The sequence below is a fragment of the Undibacterium sp. GrIS 1.8 genome (assembly GCF_040544445.1).
In the GTDB taxonomy this organism is placed as follows: domain Bacteria; phylum Pseudomonadota; class Gammaproteobacteria; order Burkholderiales; family Burkholderiaceae_D; genus Undibacterium.
Genome location: NZ_JBEONQ010000001.1, coordinates 79415 through 97184, shown reverse-complemented (window position 1 = coordinate 97184; position 17770 = coordinate 79415). Strand labels below are relative to the sequence as shown.

14 protein-coding genes are annotated in these 17770 nt (G+C 47.3%); 12 read left to right on the top strand and 2 right to left on the bottom strand.

Annotated features, from left to right (window positions below; all coding sequences use genetic code 11):
* Positions 1–388 precede the first annotated feature (388 nt).
* The 7 genes from AAKU64_RS00440 (at position 389) to AAKU64_RS00410 (ending at position 9285) form a co-directional block, all read left to right on the top strand.
* Positions 389–1432 carry an energy transducer TonB gene (locus AAKU64_RS00440; protein ID WP_354360813.1) on the top strand — a complete coding sequence of 348 codons (1044 nt, stop codon included), beginning with the start codon at positions 389–391 and terminating at the stop codon, positions 1430–1432.
* 487 nt (positions 1433–1919) lie between these two features.
* Positions 1920–3125, top strand: a complete 1206-nt coding sequence (locus tag AAKU64_RS00435) for a porin (RefSeq protein WP_354360811.1) — start codon at positions 1920–1922, stop codon at positions 3123–3125.
* A 10-nt stretch (positions 3126–3135) separates the two neighbouring features.
* On the top strand, positions 3136–3546 hold the full coding sequence (locus AAKU64_RS00430; protein WP_354329203.1) for a hypothetical protein: 411 nt from the start codon (positions 3136–3138) through the stop codon (positions 3544–3546).
* Between the two features lie 215 nt (positions 3547–3761).
* Positions 3762–4967: a porin gene (locus AAKU64_RS00425; RefSeq protein ID WP_354360811.1), complete on the top strand. Its 1206-nt coding sequence runs from the start codon at positions 3762–3764 to the stop codon at positions 4965–4967.
* 10 nt (positions 4968–4977) lie between these two features.
* Entirely contained in the window at positions 4978–5382 is a 405-nt protein-coding gene (locus tag AAKU64_RS00420; protein ID WP_354329199.1) for a hypothetical protein, read from the top strand.
* Positions 5383–5648: 266 nt separating this feature from the next.
* Positions 5649–7265, top strand: a complete 1617-nt coding sequence (locus AAKU64_RS00415; protein ID WP_354329197.1) for a methyl-accepting chemotaxis protein — start codon at positions 5649–5651, stop codon at positions 7263–7265.
* A gap of 280 nt (positions 7266–7545) precedes the next feature.
* The gene (locus AAKU64_RS00410; RefSeq protein ID WP_354329195.1) at positions 7546–9285 is read left to right on the top strand and encodes a methyl-accepting chemotaxis protein; all 1740 of its coding nucleotides are present in this window, start codon (positions 7546–7548) and stop codon (positions 9283–9285) included.
* 229 nt (positions 9286–9514) lie between these two features.
* Here the strand turns inward: AAKU64_RS00410 and AAKU64_RS00405 are convergent, their stop codons facing one another.
* Entirely contained in the window at positions 9515–10093 is a 579-nt protein-coding gene (locus AAKU64_RS00405) for an ATP-dependent Clp protease proteolytic subunit (RefSeq protein WP_354329193.1), read from the bottom strand.
* Positions 10094–10167: 74 nt separating this feature from the next.
* Entirely contained in the window at positions 10168–11367 is a 1200-nt protein-coding gene (locus AAKU64_RS00400; protein WP_354360809.1) for a M20 aminoacylase family protein, read from the bottom strand.
* A 501-nt stretch (positions 11368–11868) separates the two neighbouring features.
* Here AAKU64_RS00400 and AAKU64_RS00395 point away from each other — a divergent pair.
* From AAKU64_RS00395 to AAKU64_RS00375, 5 genes are all read left to right on the top strand, one after another.
* Positions 11869–13398: an ABC transporter substrate-binding protein gene (locus AAKU64_RS00395; RefSeq protein WP_354329356.1), complete on the top strand. Its 1530-nt coding sequence runs from the start codon at positions 11869–11871 to the stop codon at positions 13396–13398.
* 123 nt (positions 13399–13521) lie between these two features.
* Entirely contained in the window at positions 13522–14499 is a 978-nt protein-coding gene (locus AAKU64_RS00390) for an ABC transporter permease (protein ID WP_354329189.1), read from the top strand.
* Positions 14496–15413 (top strand): ABC transporter permease, encoded by a 918-nt coding sequence (locus AAKU64_RS00385; protein WP_354360807.1) that lies wholly within the window; start codon positions 14496–14498, stop codon positions 15411–15413. The genes AAKU64_RS00390 and AAKU64_RS00385 overlap by 4 nt, the downstream gene beginning before the upstream one ends.
* Before the next feature lie 9 nt (positions 15414–15422).
* Positions 15423–16433, top strand: a complete 1011-nt coding sequence (locus AAKU64_RS00380; RefSeq protein WP_354329185.1) for an ABC transporter ATP-binding protein — start codon at positions 15423–15425, stop codon at positions 16431–16433.
* Complete coding sequence (locus AAKU64_RS00375; protein ID WP_354360805.1) at positions 16430–17452, top strand: ABC transporter ATP-binding protein; 1023 nt, start codon at positions 16430–16432, stop codon at positions 17450–17452. Before AAKU64_RS00380 ends, AAKU64_RS00375 begins: the two co-directional genes overlap by 4 nt.
* Positions 17453–17770 lie beyond the last annotated feature (318 nt).

Below are 17770 nucleotides of genomic sequence, written 5' to 3'. Positions count from 1 at the left end.
AACATCCTCACCTCGATAAAACACATCATAAAAAAATCGCCAGCCTGATTCGCGGTTTTTTTATCAGCGGATAGTGCAATCTTCGCTATGTCTTTGTTAGCGTTGGGAAAAAATCGTAAATCCCTAAAAAAACGATATACTCCCCACTTTATTTATGTATAACAATGCTATCGTCCAGTATTTATAAGGGTAAAAAAATATACGTAGTGGGAGTATATTTTTCGGTGAGGGTTAATTTGACTCAGTTTGTGTGAGGACAATGCGCGATGCCAGTTTTTTTATTTGGCTATACGTCAATCAGGAATACATGTTGATTCTCACATTTTCATGTGTTCACCGTAATATAATCGGCGAGGGTATTGCCTATCAGCTTTTTACTGGATAGATTATGAGAACTTTTTTTCACCCGCTTTTCGGACTATTGGGTGTCGTTATATTGCTCTCCGCCTGCCAAAAAAAACCGGCGCCAGATAATTCTAATGTGACTGCATCAGCTGACCAGACGGCTGTATCGGCGACCGCGCCAACAGGTATCGTAAAAAATGCAATACGCCACACCGAAGAGACTGCCGATGTCACCAAGTGGATGGAAATGGCTTCAAGTAAAACGCCCGCGCAACTTGCTGAGGAAGCCAGATTAGCGAAAATCGCTAAAGATACGAAGTTGGAGCAAGAGGCAAAATTAGCGTTGGACGCCAAAACGCTTGCAGCTAAAACGACAGTAATTCCGCCGGTAGCTCCGCTTGTGCATGATCCTGTAAAAACAACTGCTGCTGCGGTCACACCACCAGCAACCGCCACCGCAATAAAACAGGCAGACGCACCACCGCTCCAGGTGGCTGCTGTACTACCTAAACCTGTACCCGCAGTAGTTGCAACACCAACGCCTGCGCAATCACAAGTACAGACACAAGAAAATACAGAGCAAAACCAACCAAAACTCTTGTCTAGCGTTCAGCCGACATTCCCAGTTACCGCCACCTTGGCCGGTGTGACTGAGGGCTCTGTGACTACGCGTATCAGCATTGGTAGCGACGGTAAAGTACTGCAAGTTGAGATTGTCAAAGCCAGACCAACTAAGGTTTTTGATAAAGAAGCGATCGCTGCGTTATCGCAATGGAGGTACGCACCGCTGGCTAGTCCGCAAACAAAAATAGTGGAATTGAGTTTTCAAAATGTACTTAAATTATTGACGAGCGTACAGCCTTTATTTCCAGCTGCTGCAACCCAGGCAGGCGTGACAGAAGGTCTTGTGAGTGCTCGCATCAGCATTGGTACCGATGGCAAGGTAAGCCAGGTCGAGATTATTAAATCTAAACCGACTAAATTATTTGATAAAGAAGTGATTGCCGCCGCATCGCAATGGAAGTACGCGCCGATCTCTAGTCCTCAGACAAAAATACTGGAATTCAGTTTGAAACAGAGTAATTGAGGCAGCCGCTCAGAGGGAAAAAACAAGAGGCAATACCGAACGCAGAGAAGAAAATAAAGCTAGCTAACCAACTACTCTAAACTAAAAAACAGTGGAAATCTTATTCCACACGAGCAAATTACATACTTGTTGCGAAATTGCTCGCAATCATTTTTCAAACTTGATAAAAAATACCAATCGGCTAAGCTAGGATAAAAATAAAAATAAAAATAGAGTATTAATCCTAAATCGTTGCTTTGTGGTAACTTAGCGCCCCTTGAGCGCAAACCGGACATAAATCGAATAATTATCGATTAATTATTGAGTAGCTACAGGTCGGTGATACATTCGTTGCATGCTAGCCATTGACTACTGATTGATCATTTTTTCGACTATCTGTCCGTGCATTTCAGATCACACCAAATCACTCAAGTCTCTCACCACGAGAGATGAACACCTGTTGTTTGAGAGAGTAATTTACCACTACGTTTTACTAAAAAGGAACTATATGAAACTAAAGCCCTACCTCGGCCTGCTTGCATTGCCATTGGCAATTTCCACAGCCTACGCCGCAGATATACCTGATGGTCCGACGATTACGATCAGCGGCTTTGGCACAGCAGCGTTAACCCGCGCCTCCACGGATGACGCAGAATTTGCTCGTGTCGCCCAACTAGGCGGCGTTAAAACCAGCGCAGGTACTGGTGTGGATTCTAATTTTGGTATACAAGCTACCGCCAAAATGAACGACTGGCTTTCATTCACAGCGCAAGGCTTAGTACGCAAACACGTCACCGACGAGTTTGGCGGCGAACTCGCCTGGGCCTTCGCCAAATTCAAAGTCACCGACAATTTAAATGTCCGCGTAGGCCGTATGGGACTCCCGGTCTACATGATCTCCGACTACCTCAATGTAGGCTACGCCAGCACCTACCTACGTCCACCGGTAGAAATGTACAGCCAGGTCAACTTAGAAAATGTTGACGGTGTAGATGCGATATATCAAAGCTCGTTTGGCGAAAGCACACTGACAACACAGGTCGCAGCAGGACAAAGTGAAACAAAGGGCAACGGCAACTCCTACACCGCGAAATTTAAAAGCATAGCCGGACTCAACATGGTGTTAGAGAATGGACCTTTTACGGTTCGCTTCGGACATATCTACACAAAATTTAGCGTTGATGACTCCCCCTCTTTAAATGCAGTAGTCGGTGGTTTAAACCAATTTGGTTTCACATCCCAAGCCAATAGCCTCAAACTCCACGACAACAAAGCGACGTTCACCTCGCTTGGACTCACCGTCGACTGGAAAAATATTTTAGTACAAACGGAATACGGCAAACGTAAATCAGAGAGCGTCTCCTTACCAGACACCTCCTCCTGGTACACCATGTTTGGCTACCGCTTTGGCAAATTTACTCCATACTTCACTCACGGCTCTGTCAAACAAGACAGCCCAAGAACGGTCGCAGGATTACCAACGACAGGACCCTTAGCAGGATTAACTGCAGGTGCCAACGTATTGGCATCACTGGCACCGATACAAACCAGCAATAGTATTGGCATACGTTGGGACTTCAACAAATCCGCTGATCTGAAAATACAGTTTGACAGATTGTCTCCAGAAAATGGCGCCGGTACCTTCGTGAACGCCAAGCCAACATTCCAGGGTCCTGTGAATGTCGTTGCGGCTGCTATTGATTTCGTATTTTAAGGGGGACGACATGAAAAAAATTATTCAAGCCAGTCTTGTTACCGCCAGCCTGACGCTTTTTGCTATTCCAGCAATGGCAGAAGTTGTTGCCATCGTTAGCGCAAAGAGTGCCGCTTCTGCTATGTCGGCAGATGAGGTAGCACAATTTTTCCTTGGTAAATCTGCCAAATTAACGCCAGTAGATCAGCCGGAGAGTTCTGCAATTCGCTCAGAGTTTTATAAAAAAGTAGCGGACAAAGAGCCATCTCAGGTGAAGTCGATTTGGTCGAAACTGGTCTTTACCGGTAAAGGTACTTTACCTAAAGAATATGGCTCTAGTGCGGACGTCAAAAAAGCCGTTGCTGCAGATGCTAATTTGATCGGTTATATCGAAAAATCTGCGGTCGATTCCAGTGTCAAAGTAGTCGTCAGTCTTCCATAAGCCTGGTTCAGGTTTGCGCTCTGTTGTGAGTAAATGTTTCTGCAACAGAGCGCTTTAGTTTTGATTTCATTTTCGAATTCAGTTTAAGTCGTAATCTCTTTAGATTTGCAATGTAATTTGTTGTTGTGCTTTTTTAGTATTGGCGGTTCATTTCATTTGTTTTGATGATTTTCCGTTGTATTACATGCATGATGTTCAATATAAAAGAGGCGTTTATGAAACTAAAGCCCTACCTCGGCCTGCTTGCATTGCCATTGGCAATTTCCACAGCCTACGCCGCAGATATACCTGATGGTCCGACGATTACGATCAGCGGCTTTGGCACAGCAGCGTTAACCCGCGCCTCCACGGATGACGCAGAATTTGCTCGTGTCGCCCAACTAGGCGGCGTTAAAACCAGCGCAGGTACTGGTGTGGATTCTAATTTTGGTATACAAGCTACCGCCAAAATGAACGACTGGCTTTCATTCACAGCGCAAGGCTTAGTACGCAAACACGTCACCGACGAGTTTGGCGGCGAACTCGCCTGGGCCTTCGCCAAATTCAAAGTCACCGACAATTTAAATGTCCGCGTAGGCCGTATGGGACTCCCGGTCTACATGATCTCCGACTACCTCAATGTAGGCTACGCCAGCACCTACCTACGTCCACCGGTAGAAATGTACAGCCAGGTCAACTTAGAAAATGTTGACGGTGTAGATGCGATATATCAAAGCTCGTTTGGCGAAAGCACACTGACAACACAGGTCGCAGCAGGACAAAGTGAAACAAAGGGCAACGGCAACTCCTACACCGCGAAATTTAAAAGCATAGCCGGACTCAACATGGTGTTAGAGAATGGACCTTTTACGGTTCGCTTCGGACATATCTACACAAAATTTAGCGTTGATGACTCCCCCTCTTTAAATGCAGTAGTCGGTGGTTTAAACCAATTTGGTTTCACATCCCAAGCCAATAGCCTCAAACTCCACGACAACAAAGCGACGTTCACCTCGCTTGGACTCACCGTCGACTGGAAAAATATTTTAGTACAAACGGAATACGGCAAACGTAAATCAGAGAGCGTCTCCTTACCAGACACCTCCTCCTGGTACACCATGTTTGGCTACCGCTTTGGCAAATTTACTCCATACTTCACTCACGGCTCTGTCAAACAAGACAGCCCAAGAACGGTCGCAGGATTACCAACGACAGGACCCTTAGCAGGATTAACTGCAGGTGCCAACGTATTGGCATCACTGGCACCGATACAAACCAGCAATAGTATTGGCATACGTTGGGACTTCAACAAATCCGCTGATCTGAAAATACAGTTTGACAGATTGTCTCCAGAAAATGGCGCCGGTACCTTCGTGAACGCCAAGCCAACATTCCAGGGTCCTGTGAATGTCGTTGCGGCTGCTATTGATTTCGTATTTTAAGGGGGACGACATGAAAAAAATTATTCAAGCCAGTCTTGTTACCGCCAGCCTGACGCTTTTTGCTATTCCAGCAATGGCAGATGTGGTTATTGTGGTGAACCCTAAAAATCCCCTAGCAAATATGACGCCGGAACAAGTGGCGCAGTATTTTCTCGGTAAATCTACTACTTTTACACCGTTAGATCAGCCGGAAAACTCAGCCATACGAGCGGAATTTTATAAAAAAGTGGCAGATAAAGAGCCATCACAAGTAAAGGCAATTTGGTCAAAATTGGTCTTTACCGGCAAAGGTACTTTACCTAAAGAATATGGCTCCAGCGCCGAAGTAAAGAAAGCGGTTGCGTCTGATTTGAATGCGATCGGCTATATTGAAAAATCCAGTGTAGATGTTACGGTTAAAGTCATCGCGAATTAATGGCTGTATTGAGTAGATGTAACTCAGGATCGATTATTTTTTATGTCAGACTCTGGTGAGAGTAAAAAAAATAAATGTAATGCGCAGCTAGCGCGTACAAGAGCAAAGCGTGTGTTAAGACACAATATTTTTCATTGTTTTGACAAAACAAGCTAGGCTATTTCCCTGTATCTTTTGGTTTACACGTATCGTGTTTAGTAGTTGAGACACTCAGCAATTGATAACGATTTCGTTCATTTGAATTATTAGCAAGTAAAGGCGAAGACATGAGCATTAAACGCAGAATATGGGCCTTACCAGTCATTGCCACGGTCATTTTCGGTGTTGGTCTGGCAGTCAGTGTATATTTTTCTACCATAGCGATTTCGTCGATTAAAGCTACTGCTGATGTCGACTATCCTGTACTCGACCGCGCAAAAATTTTGTCCTCCGATGTTCAGGGTTTGACCGACATGTTGAGGGACGCCGTATCTGAAGGTGATAAAAAGCGTATTGATGCGGTGGCTGAGACTGCCAAAAAAGTGAAAGAAAAACTCAAAAAATTAGGTGAAGTGCCAGGTCAAAAAGCACTCTCCGATAAATTAAGCGGCGAGTTTGATGCCTATTATGCGCCCGCCCTAAAGGTCGCCAAAATCATGCTGGAGATTGAGCAAGGTGATCCGCAAGCAGAGATCGGCACCATGCAAAGTGCGTTAAAAATCTTGCAGGCCGATTTGACCAAAACCGTAGAAACGGCACAAAGTCAATTCAGCATGGGTATTGAGAAAAGCGGCGATAACGTTCGCAACGTGCTTTACACCGCAATTTTGGTCGCACTGATGGTGACAATTTCTTTGGGTGTAGTGTCCTTCTTTGTCGTGCGTACGATCTGGCAACAATTAGGTGGTGAGCCAGAATATGCCCGCGAAATCGCTGCTGCCGTTGCTGCCGGTGATTTGAGTATGGAAATCAGTGTCGATGGCGAACATGGAGCGAGTTTGCTATCTGCCTTGCAAGAAATGCAGGTGCGTTTGCAATCTATGGTCTCTGACATTAAAACGTCTGCAGAAACCATTAAAGTTGCCAGCTCAGAGATCGCTTCTGGTAATGCAGACTTATCCAGCCGTACCGAATCGCAAGCCAGTAGCCTGGAAGAAACCGCCAGCTCGATGGAGACATTAACCGATACCGTAAAACAAAATGCCGACAATGCACGTCAGGCAAATCAGTTGGTACAAAGCGCCTCCGGCGTGGCAGTTAAGGGCGGAAATGTGGTGAGCCAGGTGGTAACAACCATGGCGGAAATTAATCAGTCCTCTAAAAAGATCGTCGACATTATTGCGGTGATTGATGGCATCGCATTTCAAACCAATATTCTGGCACTGAATGCTGCAGTAGAAGCGGCACGCGCAGGTGAGCAAGGCCGTGGTTTTGCGGTGGTTGCCTCTGAAGTACGTAATTTGGCGCAAAGAAGTGCCGCAGCCGCAAAAGAAATCAAAACTCTGATCGGTGACTCAGTCGATAAAGTTAATATCGGTTCGCAATTGGTGGATCAGGCCGGTAATACGATGGATGAGATCGTTGCCTCGGTTAAACGCGTCAGCGACATCATGGCGGAGATTACATCAGCCAGCCAAGAGCAAAGTGCAGGCATACAAGAGGTGAGCGTCGCTATCGGCCAGATGGACGAGATGACACAGCAAAACTCCGCCTTGGTAGAACAGGCCGCTGCGGCTGCAGAGTCACTGGAAGAGCAAGCGGATCATCTGACCCAAGCACTCGATGTGTTCAAGCTATCGTCTGCGGCACCGGCACCGGCACCGGCACATGGCATCAAAGCACGACCCGCTAGTCCTGCTGTGAAGACAAAGGCCTACCAGGCAACGGCAATAGGAATGGATTAGATTCCCGAGTCTGATGTCAGAATAGTGACATCAATTCGTTTCCTCCCGTCCGCTTGATTGGCTTCAAGCGGATTTTTTATGCCTGAAAAACTGAATACAAATTGAATCAATACCGTTGTTCAGGAGTGTAAAGCGTATACATTTTCTATAATTACCCATACATTCAGTAATCCCCTATACATTAATCACAGACTCATCAGACATATATTCTCTAAGCAATATTTTTCAGCATCTTGTTTGGCAATTCCCGATCGTTATTACTTCATTGGAAGGACTTACCGTGAAATTGTTTTATGACCTGAAGATTTCGGCAAAACTATTTGTGGGCTTTATTACCTTGTTATTGCTCACCTGCTTTCTCGGTGTGTTTTCTATCTATCAATTAGCTCAGGTGAACCAGACCACCACGGATCTCGGTACCAACTGGTTGCCGAGTGTTGATGCCGCGATGGGGATTAAAGAGCGTATCTCCCGTATCCGCTCGCAAGAGGCGCAGGTTGTTTCTGCCGAGAGTCCAGAAGAGGCTGATAAATATGCCGGACGGGTCAAAGAGGCCGTTGCCGGGCTCAGAGAATATGAGAAAAAATATCAGGTTTTGATCAGCTTGCCACAAGAAAAAGCCGAGTTCGACGAGTACCTGAAAATGATGAGTAGCTATCTCGCACTCTCGGACAAAATGGCTGCTCTGGCGCATGAGGGTAACAACAAGGACGCAACAGCAATTTTGCGTAATGAATCATCCAAGCTAAATACCCAGATTCGTACGATTGTCGACAAACTGGTCAAGATCAACAGTGAGGGTGCCGCTGCCTCCTATCAGCAAAGTACTGAAGTGTATAAAAGCTCGCGCTTATGGATTATTGGCGTTCTTGCCGCAAGCATTTTGTTAGGGCTGACGTTGGCGTACTGGATTGCTAACGTTGTCTCCAGTCCTTTGCAGTATGCAGTCAAGGTAGCGCAAACGGTAGCATCTGGTGATCTGACTAGTCAGATCGATGTAACTAGCAAGGACGAGACCGGTATGTTGCTGCAGGCGCTCAAAGAAATGAACGCAAGTCTGCTGAAAGTTGTCAGTGAAGTCCGCAACGGAACGGATCAAATTGCGTCTGCGTCGATGCAGATTGCGCAAGGTAATATGGATTTATCCAACCGCACCGAAACTCAGGCTAGTTCATTGGAAGAGACAGCATCTTCTATGGAGGAATTAACCTCGACCGTCAGACACAACAGCGACAATGCACGGCAAGCAAATCAACTGTCGATTTCTGCCACGCAGGTCGCGATGAAAGGCGGTGATGTGGTCTCACAAGTGGTTGATACGATGGGGTCGATTAATGCCTCATCGAAAAAAATTGTCGATATTATCGGTGTCATTGACGGCATCGCCTTCCAGACAAATATTCTGGCATTGAATGCTGCTGTTGAGGCTGCCCGTGCCGGCGAGCAGGGACGAGGATTTGCAGTAGTTGCGTCGGAAGTGCGTAATCTTGCGCAACGTTCTGCCAGCGCAGCAAAAGAGATTAAGGAACTGATCAATGATTCGGTTGAAAAAGTAGATCAGGGCTCACGACTGGTGGATCAGGCAGGTAATACGATGAATGAGGTGGTTGAAAGCGTCCGGCGGGTCAGTGACATCATCAGCGAAATCAGTGCCGCTGGCGCAGAACAAAGCTCGGGGATTGATCAGATCAACACCGCTGTCACCCAGATGGACCAGGTTACGCAACAGAATGCCGCCTTGGTCGAAGAGGCCGCCGCGGCAGCAAAATCCTTGCAGGATCAAGCCGCGAATCTCAGCGAAATCGTCAGCGTATTCAAACTCGACCAAACTAACCTCAGCCGCACTTCATCCGGCAAATCATCCATCGTTGCCGCACGTTCTATGTCTGTGGCAAACAAGCCCAAACCAGTTGCCCGCGCTTTGCCAAAATCCACCACGGCAGCTCCGCGTAACGGTAGTTCTGGCGCTGCAAAGTCTAAAGTCGCTACGGTGGAAACGGATGACTGGGAAGAATTTTGAGATAAAAAAACCTGTCAGGTGGCATCTTAAACACCAAGCTGACAGGTTCTTAAGCATGTCTCAAATCTGAAACTCACCAAGCGTTAAAGTAGTGCTATTGCGATACCTTAACGATAAAAAAACATCTGCAAAACAATATACTCCCCCTCATTTTTACTAAAAACACGATATTGTCCAGAGATTATATGGACAATAAAATATACATGGTAGGAGTATATATTTCCAGTAATTAACTTAATTCAGTTTGCTTGACGATAATGCGTGATACCAGACCGTATTCGCTGGCCTCGGATGCATTCATCCAATAATCGCGGTCAATGTCGGTCGTGACTCTTTCCAGCGATTGCCCTGACTCTTTTGCGATCAAGGCTGCAATGCGTTCACGGACTTTGACGATTTCACGCGCCTGGATGGCGATGTCGCTGGCTTGTCCGCCTGCGCCGCCGCTTGGTTGATGGATCAGGAAGCGGGTATTGGTCAGGCAGAAGCGACGCTCTTTTGGCACCGCCAAAAATACATTCACCGCGGCGCTGCCGACCCAGCCAGTACCGACCATATTTACCGGTGCATCGATAAACTTGACGATGTCATGAATCACGTCGCCTGATTCCACATGGCCGCCGGGCGACGATACCAATATCGTGATCGGATCTTTGGATTCAGCCGCCAGCGCGATCAGACGCTTGCTGACATCAGCAGCCAACTTGTCGTTGATGGTGCCAAATACCAGCACGGTGCGTGATTTGAAGGCTTTTTCTTCCAGAAAAGGGCTACGTGGTGCGTTGTCGTTGTTATTTTCGTCGGCCATAATATTGTCGTTTGGTTGGATTGGTGTAGTGGGTGGAAATTTTGTGTAGCTGATGTATAGCTTGCTTTAGATGGCTATGGGCTTGTATTTTTCAAGTAGGCTTCTGCCAGTCGTACCCAATAAGTTGCGCCTATCGGTAGCAAATCATCGTTAAAGTCATAACTGGGGTTATGCAGGTTGCATGGTCCCAGACCATGGCCCATATCGCGGTGCTCGCCATCGCCATTGCCTAAGAAGACATAACAACCCGGTTTGGCCTGCAACATAAAGGCAAAATCTTCTGCGCCCATAGTGGGTTCTACCTGCGCATCGACGCGCTCATCTCCGACGATAGAGCGCATTACATCGACAGCAAAGGCGGTTTCTCTGGCGTGATTGATCAGTGGCGGATAGTTACGTTTAAAGCTAAATTCAACGGAGGCATCAAAGGCAGCGGCAGTATGTTCTGCAATAGCACGCATCCGGTTTTCCAGCAGATCCACCACCGATGTGGTGAAGCCGCGCACCGTACCGATTAAGCTGGCTTCATCGGGGATGACATTGGTTGCACTACCGGCGTGGATTTGGGTAATGGACAGCACCGCGGTGTCCAGCGGGCTTTTATTGCGGGTGATAATCGTTTGCCAGCTTTGCGCAATTTGTACCGCGACCATGATGGGATCGATGCCCTTGTGAGGTTGTGCCGCATGCGCGCCTTTACCTTTGACGACGACTTCAAATTCATTGGACGAAGCCATCATTGGCCCTGAGGTCACGCCAAAACTGCCAACCGCCGCACCAGGCCAGTTATGCATGCCAAATACGGCCTCCACCGGGCATTGTTCAAACAAGCCGTCATCCATCATGCGCTTGGCGCCGCCACCGCCTTCTTCCGCTGGTTGGAAGATGACATACACGGTTCCGTCAAATTCTTTGTGCTGAGATAAATAATGTGCCGCACCTAGCAGCATCGCCGTGTGACCATCATGGCCGCAGGCATGCATTTTGCCTTCATTTTTTGAGGCATGCGGAAAGGTATTAAATTCTTGCATCGGTAAAGCATCAATGTCAGCACGTAATCCGATGGCGCGCTGGCTGCTACCGTTTTTGATGATGCCGACCCCGCCGGTGATGCCAAGCCCGCGAATGACAGGGATGCCCCATTCTTGTAACTTGCGGGCCACCACGTCTGAGGTGCGATGCTCTTCGAAACTCAGCTCGGGATGGGCGTGAATATCGCGTCGGATTTGTTGTAGCTCTGTATGGAACTGGAGGATAGGGTCAATTAATTGCATGATGTTCTCCGTACAAATAGTGAGCAATAGCGTTAGCAATGGCGAACAAAATAGCGAACCAATAGCGAACCTAAGAATTCACTCAGAATACTTGCTAATTTGTTGCGCCAAAACAGTGCGCAGTGTATGTTGTTGCACAATGCAGATTGGCAAGTAATCGGGCAAAAAGATAAGGCAAAAGATCGAGCAAACAATCAATCAGTGCAAGCCATCATCCCTACATTAGATGTGCAATCGCCAAAGGTTTTCGCCTTAGTGCGTGTTGTAAAAACAGTGTCAAAAAATAGCGTCAAGAAACTGTATTAATAAATTCAAGTGTAAATCATTTTGCTGCAATCGGAATCTAGTTCGTTTTCTATCCTAAGAACCTGATTGTGAGCACCGTTCCGTACTATTTTTAAGGAGTCTTCGATGTCGATGCTGCACACAATCAAAAGCAAAATAAAAATAAAACCACGCACAGTGTTGCTGGCCGCCAGTATCTCTGCGTTCTCTACATTAATGGCTGTCTCGCCCCAGAGTTTTGCGCAAGAATTTAAATTGGCAATGAGTTCGCCGCCGACTTCGCTCGATCCTCACTTTTATAATGTGTTTCCTAACCTGAATGTCTCAGACCATATGTTTGAGACTCTGGTCACGATGGATGCCGATAGTCGCATCATCCCTGGCCTGGCAGAATCATGGACGCTGGTGAATAACCTGACCTGGGAATTAAAACTGCGCAAAGGCGTCAAGTTTCATGATGGTTCCGAAATGACTGCCGACGACGTGATGTGGTCATTAGATCGTCCGGCAACCATCGTAGGTAGCCCGGGCAAATTTGATGTCTACACCAAAGCAATCATCAATAAAAAGATCGTCGATGCCTATACCATTCGCCTGACGACCAAAGAGCCTTACCCGTTAATGTTGCCGGATTTGTCAGCGATTTACATCGTTTCTAAAAAAGCCACGCAAGGTTTGACCAGCGATGATTTTTCTAGCGGCAAAGGGATGGTCGGCACCGGTTCGTATAAGTTTGTAAAATTTCTGCGTGACGACAGAATTGAAATGGACCGCTTCGATGGTTATTGGGGCAAAAAAGTCGGTAAATGGAGCAAAGTGACTTTGCGTTTTATCCCCAACGGCGCGACCCGCATTGCGGCTCTGTTAGCAGGTGATGTGCAAGCCTTGGAGAACGTACCGACCCCCGACGTCGCGCGTATCCGTAGCGACACCAATCTGACCATGATGTCAAAAGTATCGCACCGTCTTATCTATTTATATCTGGATGGTACACGCGATAAATCTCCGTTTATCACAGACAAAGATGGCAAACCTATGGATAAAAATCCATTGAAAGACATCCGGGTACGTAAAGCGATTTCGATGGCAATCAATCGTGAAGCGATTAAAGATCGTGTTATGGAAGGACTGTCACAGCCGACTGCCAACTTGGTTCCTATCACTTTATTTGGTCATAATCCCGAACTCAAAGTCATGAAATATGATCCTGACATGGCGAAAAAATTATTGACCGAGGCTGGTTATCCCAACGGCTTTGGTGTCACGATCCAGACGCCGAATAATCGTTATGTCAATGATGAGAAAATTACCCAGACTATCGCGCAGATGCTGTCAAAAATTGGTATTGCAGCTAAGGTAGAAGGTATGCCAATGTCGATCTATGCCTCCCGTGGGATTAAGCGCGAATACTCAATTGGCTTGCTCGGTTGGGGCGCACAGACTGGGGAAGTCTCTTCCCCTTTACGCGCGATTGCCGCCTGTGATGAGCCTGAAAAAGGGTTTGGCGGTAACAACTATCTCAAATATTGTAATCCTAAAGTGAATGAAATATTAGGTAAGGCAATGAATACAGTAGACGATAAAGTCCGTCTGAAGTTATTGCAAGATGCGACTGCGCTGGTGATCAATGATGCCGAGATCATTCCGATTCATCAGCAGGTGACGACCTGGGCGATGAAGAAGAATATTACCTATATTCCACGTACCGACGAACGCACTCATGCTTATGATTTCAGTGCCAAGTAGTCAGACCTGAATAGTCGTATCTGCCTTACTTCGCCATCGCTCATTCTCATTTCCATATACGAGAATATAGCGATGGCGCTTGACGTAGTTTAAGTAAGTTTTCACAGTGGAACAGGAAGTAGCATGTTGGTTTTTATTATTCGCCGTCTGATGCAAAGCATCATTGTTTTACTGGTGATGTCGCTGCTGGTGTTTGCCGGCGTGTATGCAATCGGCAATCCGATTGATGTATTGATTAGCCCAGACGCCGATCAGCTGGAGCGTGCCCGCACCATTGCCGCATTTGGTTTAGATAAACCGATGGTGGAGCAATATTTCATATTTTTAAAAAATGCACTCAGTGGTGATATGGGGCGCTCATTTGCATTTTCTACGCCCGCTCTTGCCCTGATTTTTGAACGCATGCCAGCAACGATGGAGCTTGCAGTCTGCGCCATTGTGTTGTCGGTAGTGATGGGCGTACCGCTTGGTTTGTGGGCCGGGTTGCGTCCCAACGGCGTAGCGGGAAAAACGATTATGGCGGTTTCCATCCTCGGTTTTTCATTGCCTACATTTTGGGTCGGGTTGATGCTGATTATGGTGTTTGCCGTACAGTTAGGCTGGCTGCCATCCAGCGGACGAGGCGAAACCAGTTTGCTCTTCGGTATCCCTGTGAGTTTTTTAAGCTGGGATGGTCTCCGACATATCTTGATGCCCGCATTTAACCTTGCCTTGTTTAACGTCGCATTGGTCATACGCCTGACGCGTGCTGGTGCACAAGAAGCGTTGCTGCAAGACTATGTCAAATTTGCACGTGCCAAGGGTTTGCGAAATAGCCGCATCATTGGCGTGCATGTACTCAAAAATATTTTAATACCCATCATTACCGTGATTGCTTTGCAATTCGGTTCGATTATTGCGTTCGCGATTGTGACTGAATCGGTGTTCGCCTGGCCGGGCATGGGTAAGCTGATTATTGATTCTATCCGTGTACTGGACCGGCCTGTCATCGTGGCGTATTTGCTGCTGATTGTGACGATGTTTATTTTGATTAATTTGGTGGTAGATGTTTTGTATTCTTTGCTCGATCCGCGAGTCCGACTTTCTGAGAGCAAATCATGACGACGACAGTGCAAAAAACAGCCGCCCCGTTTAAAGCGGATACGCCGTTCCGGCGATTTACCCGTCAATTTTTTGAAAGCAAAATCGCTACGGCTGGTTTAGTGTTGCTGGTATTGATTTTGTTGGCGGCAGTTTTCGCCCCCTGGATATCACCTCAAGATCCCTACGATCTCGGTAATTTAGATGTGATGGATTCGCGTCTGGAGCCTGGCCAGATGTCGGCCGACGGCAAATTACGTTTTCTGATGGGTACCGATGAGCAGGGACGTGACATGCTGTCTGCGATTATTTATGGCTTGCGTATTTCTGTGATGGTTGGTGTCAGCAGTACCGTGATTGCCCTGGTGATTGGCCTAACGCTGGGACTGTTTGCTGGCTACGCAGGCGGCAAGATTGAATCCCTGATTATGCGGATTGCCGATATCCAGTTATCGTTTCCACCGATTTTGATTGCCTTGATTTTGCTGGCGCTGAGCGGACAGGGCGTAGGCAAAATCATCATCGCGCTGGTCGCAGTGCAATGGGCTTACTACGCTCGCACCGCAAGGAGCGCAGCCTTGGTGGAGCGTAAAAAGGAATATGTGGAAGCTGCAATGGGCTTGGGTTTGTCACCTGCCCGGATTATTTTGCGACACCTGCTACCTAATTGCTTACCGCCGTTGATTGTGATCGCTGCATTGCAGGTAGCTTCGGCGATTTCACTAGAGGCGACGTTATCCTTTTTAGGTTTGGGTTTGCCAGTCACTGAACCCTCACTGGGACTGTTGATTGCGAATGGCTTCCAATACCTGCTGTCGGGTAAATACTGGATTAGTTTCTTCCCGGGCATCGCTTTATTAGTGACGGTAGTGTCCATCAATCTGGTAGCCGATCAGTTGCGCGATGTGCTTAACCCGCGTTTGCAGACACAATAAGAGGACGTGATGCCAGAACTAAAACAAGCAACGCAACCCACGCAACCGATGCTGACTGTCGAAGGATTGACGACCGAATTCCATACCCGGGCAGGAGTAGCAACTGCAGTGAATGATGTTTCGTTCTCCGTGATGCCAGGACAAATTATGGGATTAGTGGGCGAATCTGGGTCGGGCAAATCGATGACCGGTTATTCCATCATGGGTTTGATTGATGCCCCGGGTAAAGTCGTGGGAGGGCAAATTTTACTCAAAGGTCAGGACTTGCGGGCGATGTCTGCAGAGCAAATGCGCCAGGTAAGAGGCGACCGCATTGCGATGATTTTTCAAGATCCGATGATGACTTTAAATCCGGTATTGCGGATAGACACGCAAATGACCGAGGCCATTTTTGCCCATCACAAAGTAAGTAAATCTGCTGCGATGGAAATGGCACGTGATGCTTTGGTACGGGTTGGCATTCCTTCACCGGATGAGCGGTTGATGTCGTATCCGCATCAATTTTCTGGCGGCATGCGTCAGCGTGTGGCGATTGCGATTGCTCTGCTGAATAAACCTGATTTGATTATTTGCGACGAGCCGACCACGGCCTTGGACGTGACGATACAAGGACAAATTCTGTTTGAGATGCAAAAACTTTGCCGCGAATCCGGTACCTCCTTAATCTGGATTACGCATGACTTATCGGTGATCGCCGGATTGGCCGATACCGTGAGCGTGATGTACGCTGGCCGGATTGTTGAGAGTGGTACGGTGGAGCAAGTACTGAACCAACCACGTCACCCTTATACCTATGGCTTGATCGCCTCTGCGCCGTCACGTAACCCGCGTGGTCAGGCTTTACATCAGATTCCCGGCATGACACCCTCTCTATTAAACTTGCCAGTCGGTTGTGCTTTTCGTGAGCGTTGCAGTCAGGCGCAGAGCGATTGCGCCAATGTGCCAGCTTTAACAGAGATCGATGGCCGCTCTGTGCGTTGTTTTCATCCAGCACCCTTAGAGAGCGAGTTAGTCGCATGAGCATTATTCACTCTGACGCTACACCGATATTAGAGCTACGCAATGTCAGCAAACGTTTCGTCAAACCATTGGATACCGCCGCCAGGATCGCTAATGTGTTTGGTGCCAATATGCAGCAACAGACCGTGCACGCGGTTGATCAAATTGACTTGGTTGTGCAAGCTGGGGAGGTGGTTGGTCTGGTTGGTGAATCTGGTTGTGGTAAATCGACTCTAGGACGCATGGCAGTCGGTTTGCATTCGTTGTCTGAGGGTTCGCGTTGGTGGCGCGGGCAAGAAGTGAGGCAAATGGAAAGTACTGCACAGCGCAAGGTACAGCTTGGCATACAAATGATTTTTCAAGACCCGTATGCGTCTCTTAATCCGCGTATGCGAGTGCAAGACATTATTGGCGAAGCGCCTGTTGTGCATCAGATTATTTCAGCCTCTGAACAAAAGTCTTATGTCGAAAATTTGTTGCAGCGGGTCGGTTTAGATCCTGCTGTTTTACGGCGCTTTCCACATCAGTTTTCTGGCGGCCAGCGTGCGCGGATAGGCATTGCCCGCGCGCTGGCTGTGAAGCCCGAATTTTTGGTCTGTGATGAAGCCGTCGCAGCGTTGGACGTCTCGATTCAGGCGCAAGTGCTGAACTTATTTATGCAGCTACGGCAGGAATTAAACCTGACCTATCTGTTTATTAGCCATGATCTTGGCGTGGTGCGCCATTTGTCCGATCGGGTGGTGATTATGTATTTGGGCAAAGTGGTGGAGTCGGCACCTGCAGAAGAGATATTTGGACATGCCAACCATCCCTATACGCAAGCATTGATGGCCGCAGCACCTAAGCTGGAGGTGAAAAAAACCACATTTTTTGCTATCAAGGGTGAAATTCCATCTCCGCTGAATCCACCTTCTGGATGCTACTTTCATCCGCGCTGTCCGCATGCTATGCCACGTTGCGCGGTCGAACAGCCCTCTCTGAGAGAGATAGCTCCGCAACATTTTTCAGCTTGTCATTTAACTGAATTTAGCGGTGGGTAAGTCCTATCTTATTAACATGTTGCTGTAAATGAACATTATGTGTTTTGGAAATAACTGGTATACGAAAAATAAAGCAGCCTTATTTGCTGCGCTGCGATAAAGTGAACCTGTCTCCTCCAACACCGTAAAGGTTTGGATTTCAGCCCGCAACCTCAAGGTCGCGGGCTTTTTTTTGCCTATGAAATCAATAGTAGTTTGTTCCGCATAGAAAATGACGGGCTTTCCTATGGAAGTAAATTCGCTTTGATGTTGCGTAATATTTTGAGGGAAAATTTAGAGGAAAGACTCGGTAATTTGATATTCGCTTTGTGAATGATT

Bases quoted from the DNA above. Each gene is read 5' to 3' on its own strand.
- AAKU64_RS00380 (WP_354329185.1), top strand. From the start codon at position 15,423: ATGCCAGAACTAAAACAAGCAACGCAACCCACGCAACCGATGCTGACT.
- AAKU64_RS00420 (WP_354329199.1), top strand. From the start codon at position 4,978: ATGAAAAAAATTATTCAAGCCAGTCTTGTTACCGCCAGCCTGACGCTT.
- AAKU64_RS00440 (WP_354360813.1), top strand. From the start codon at position 389: ATGAGAACTTTTTTTCACCCGCTTTTCGGACTATTGGGTGTCGTTATA.
- AAKU64_RS00415 (WP_354329197.1), top strand. From the start codon at position 5,649: ATGAGCATTAAACGCAGAATATGGGCCTTACCAGTCATTGCCACGGTC.
- AAKU64_RS00390 (WP_354329189.1), top strand. From the start codon at position 13,522: ATGTTGGTTTTTATTATTCGCCGTCTGATGCAAAGCATCATTGTTTTA.
- AAKU64_RS00395 (WP_354329356.1), top strand. From the start codon at position 11,869: ATGGCTGTCTCGCCCCAGAGTTTTGCGCAAGAATTTAAATTGGCAATG.
- AAKU64_RS00430 (WP_354329203.1), top strand. From the start codon at position 3,136: ATGAAAAAAATTATTCAAGCCAGTCTTGTTACCGCCAGCCTGACGCTT.
- AAKU64_RS00425 (WP_354360811.1), top strand. From the start codon at position 3,762: ATGAAACTAAAGCCCTACCTCGGCCTGCTTGCATTGCCATTGGCAATT.
- AAKU64_RS00375 (WP_354360805.1), top strand. From the start codon at position 16,430: ATGAGCATTATTCACTCTGACGCTACACCGATATTAGAGCTACGCAAT.
- AAKU64_RS00435 (WP_354360811.1), top strand. From the start codon at position 1,920: ATGAAACTAAAGCCCTACCTCGGCCTGCTTGCATTGCCATTGGCAATT.
- AAKU64_RS00405 (WP_354329193.1), bottom strand. From the start codon at position 10,093: ATGGCCGACGAAAATAACAACGACAACGCACCACGTAGCCCTTTTCTG.
- AAKU64_RS00385 (WP_354360807.1), top strand. From the start codon at position 14,496: ATGACGACGACAGTGCAAAAAACAGCCGCCCCGTTTAAAGCGGATACG.
- AAKU64_RS00400 (WP_354360809.1), bottom strand. From the start codon at position 11,367: ATGCAATTAATTGACCCTATCCTCCAGTTCCATACAGAGCTACAACAA.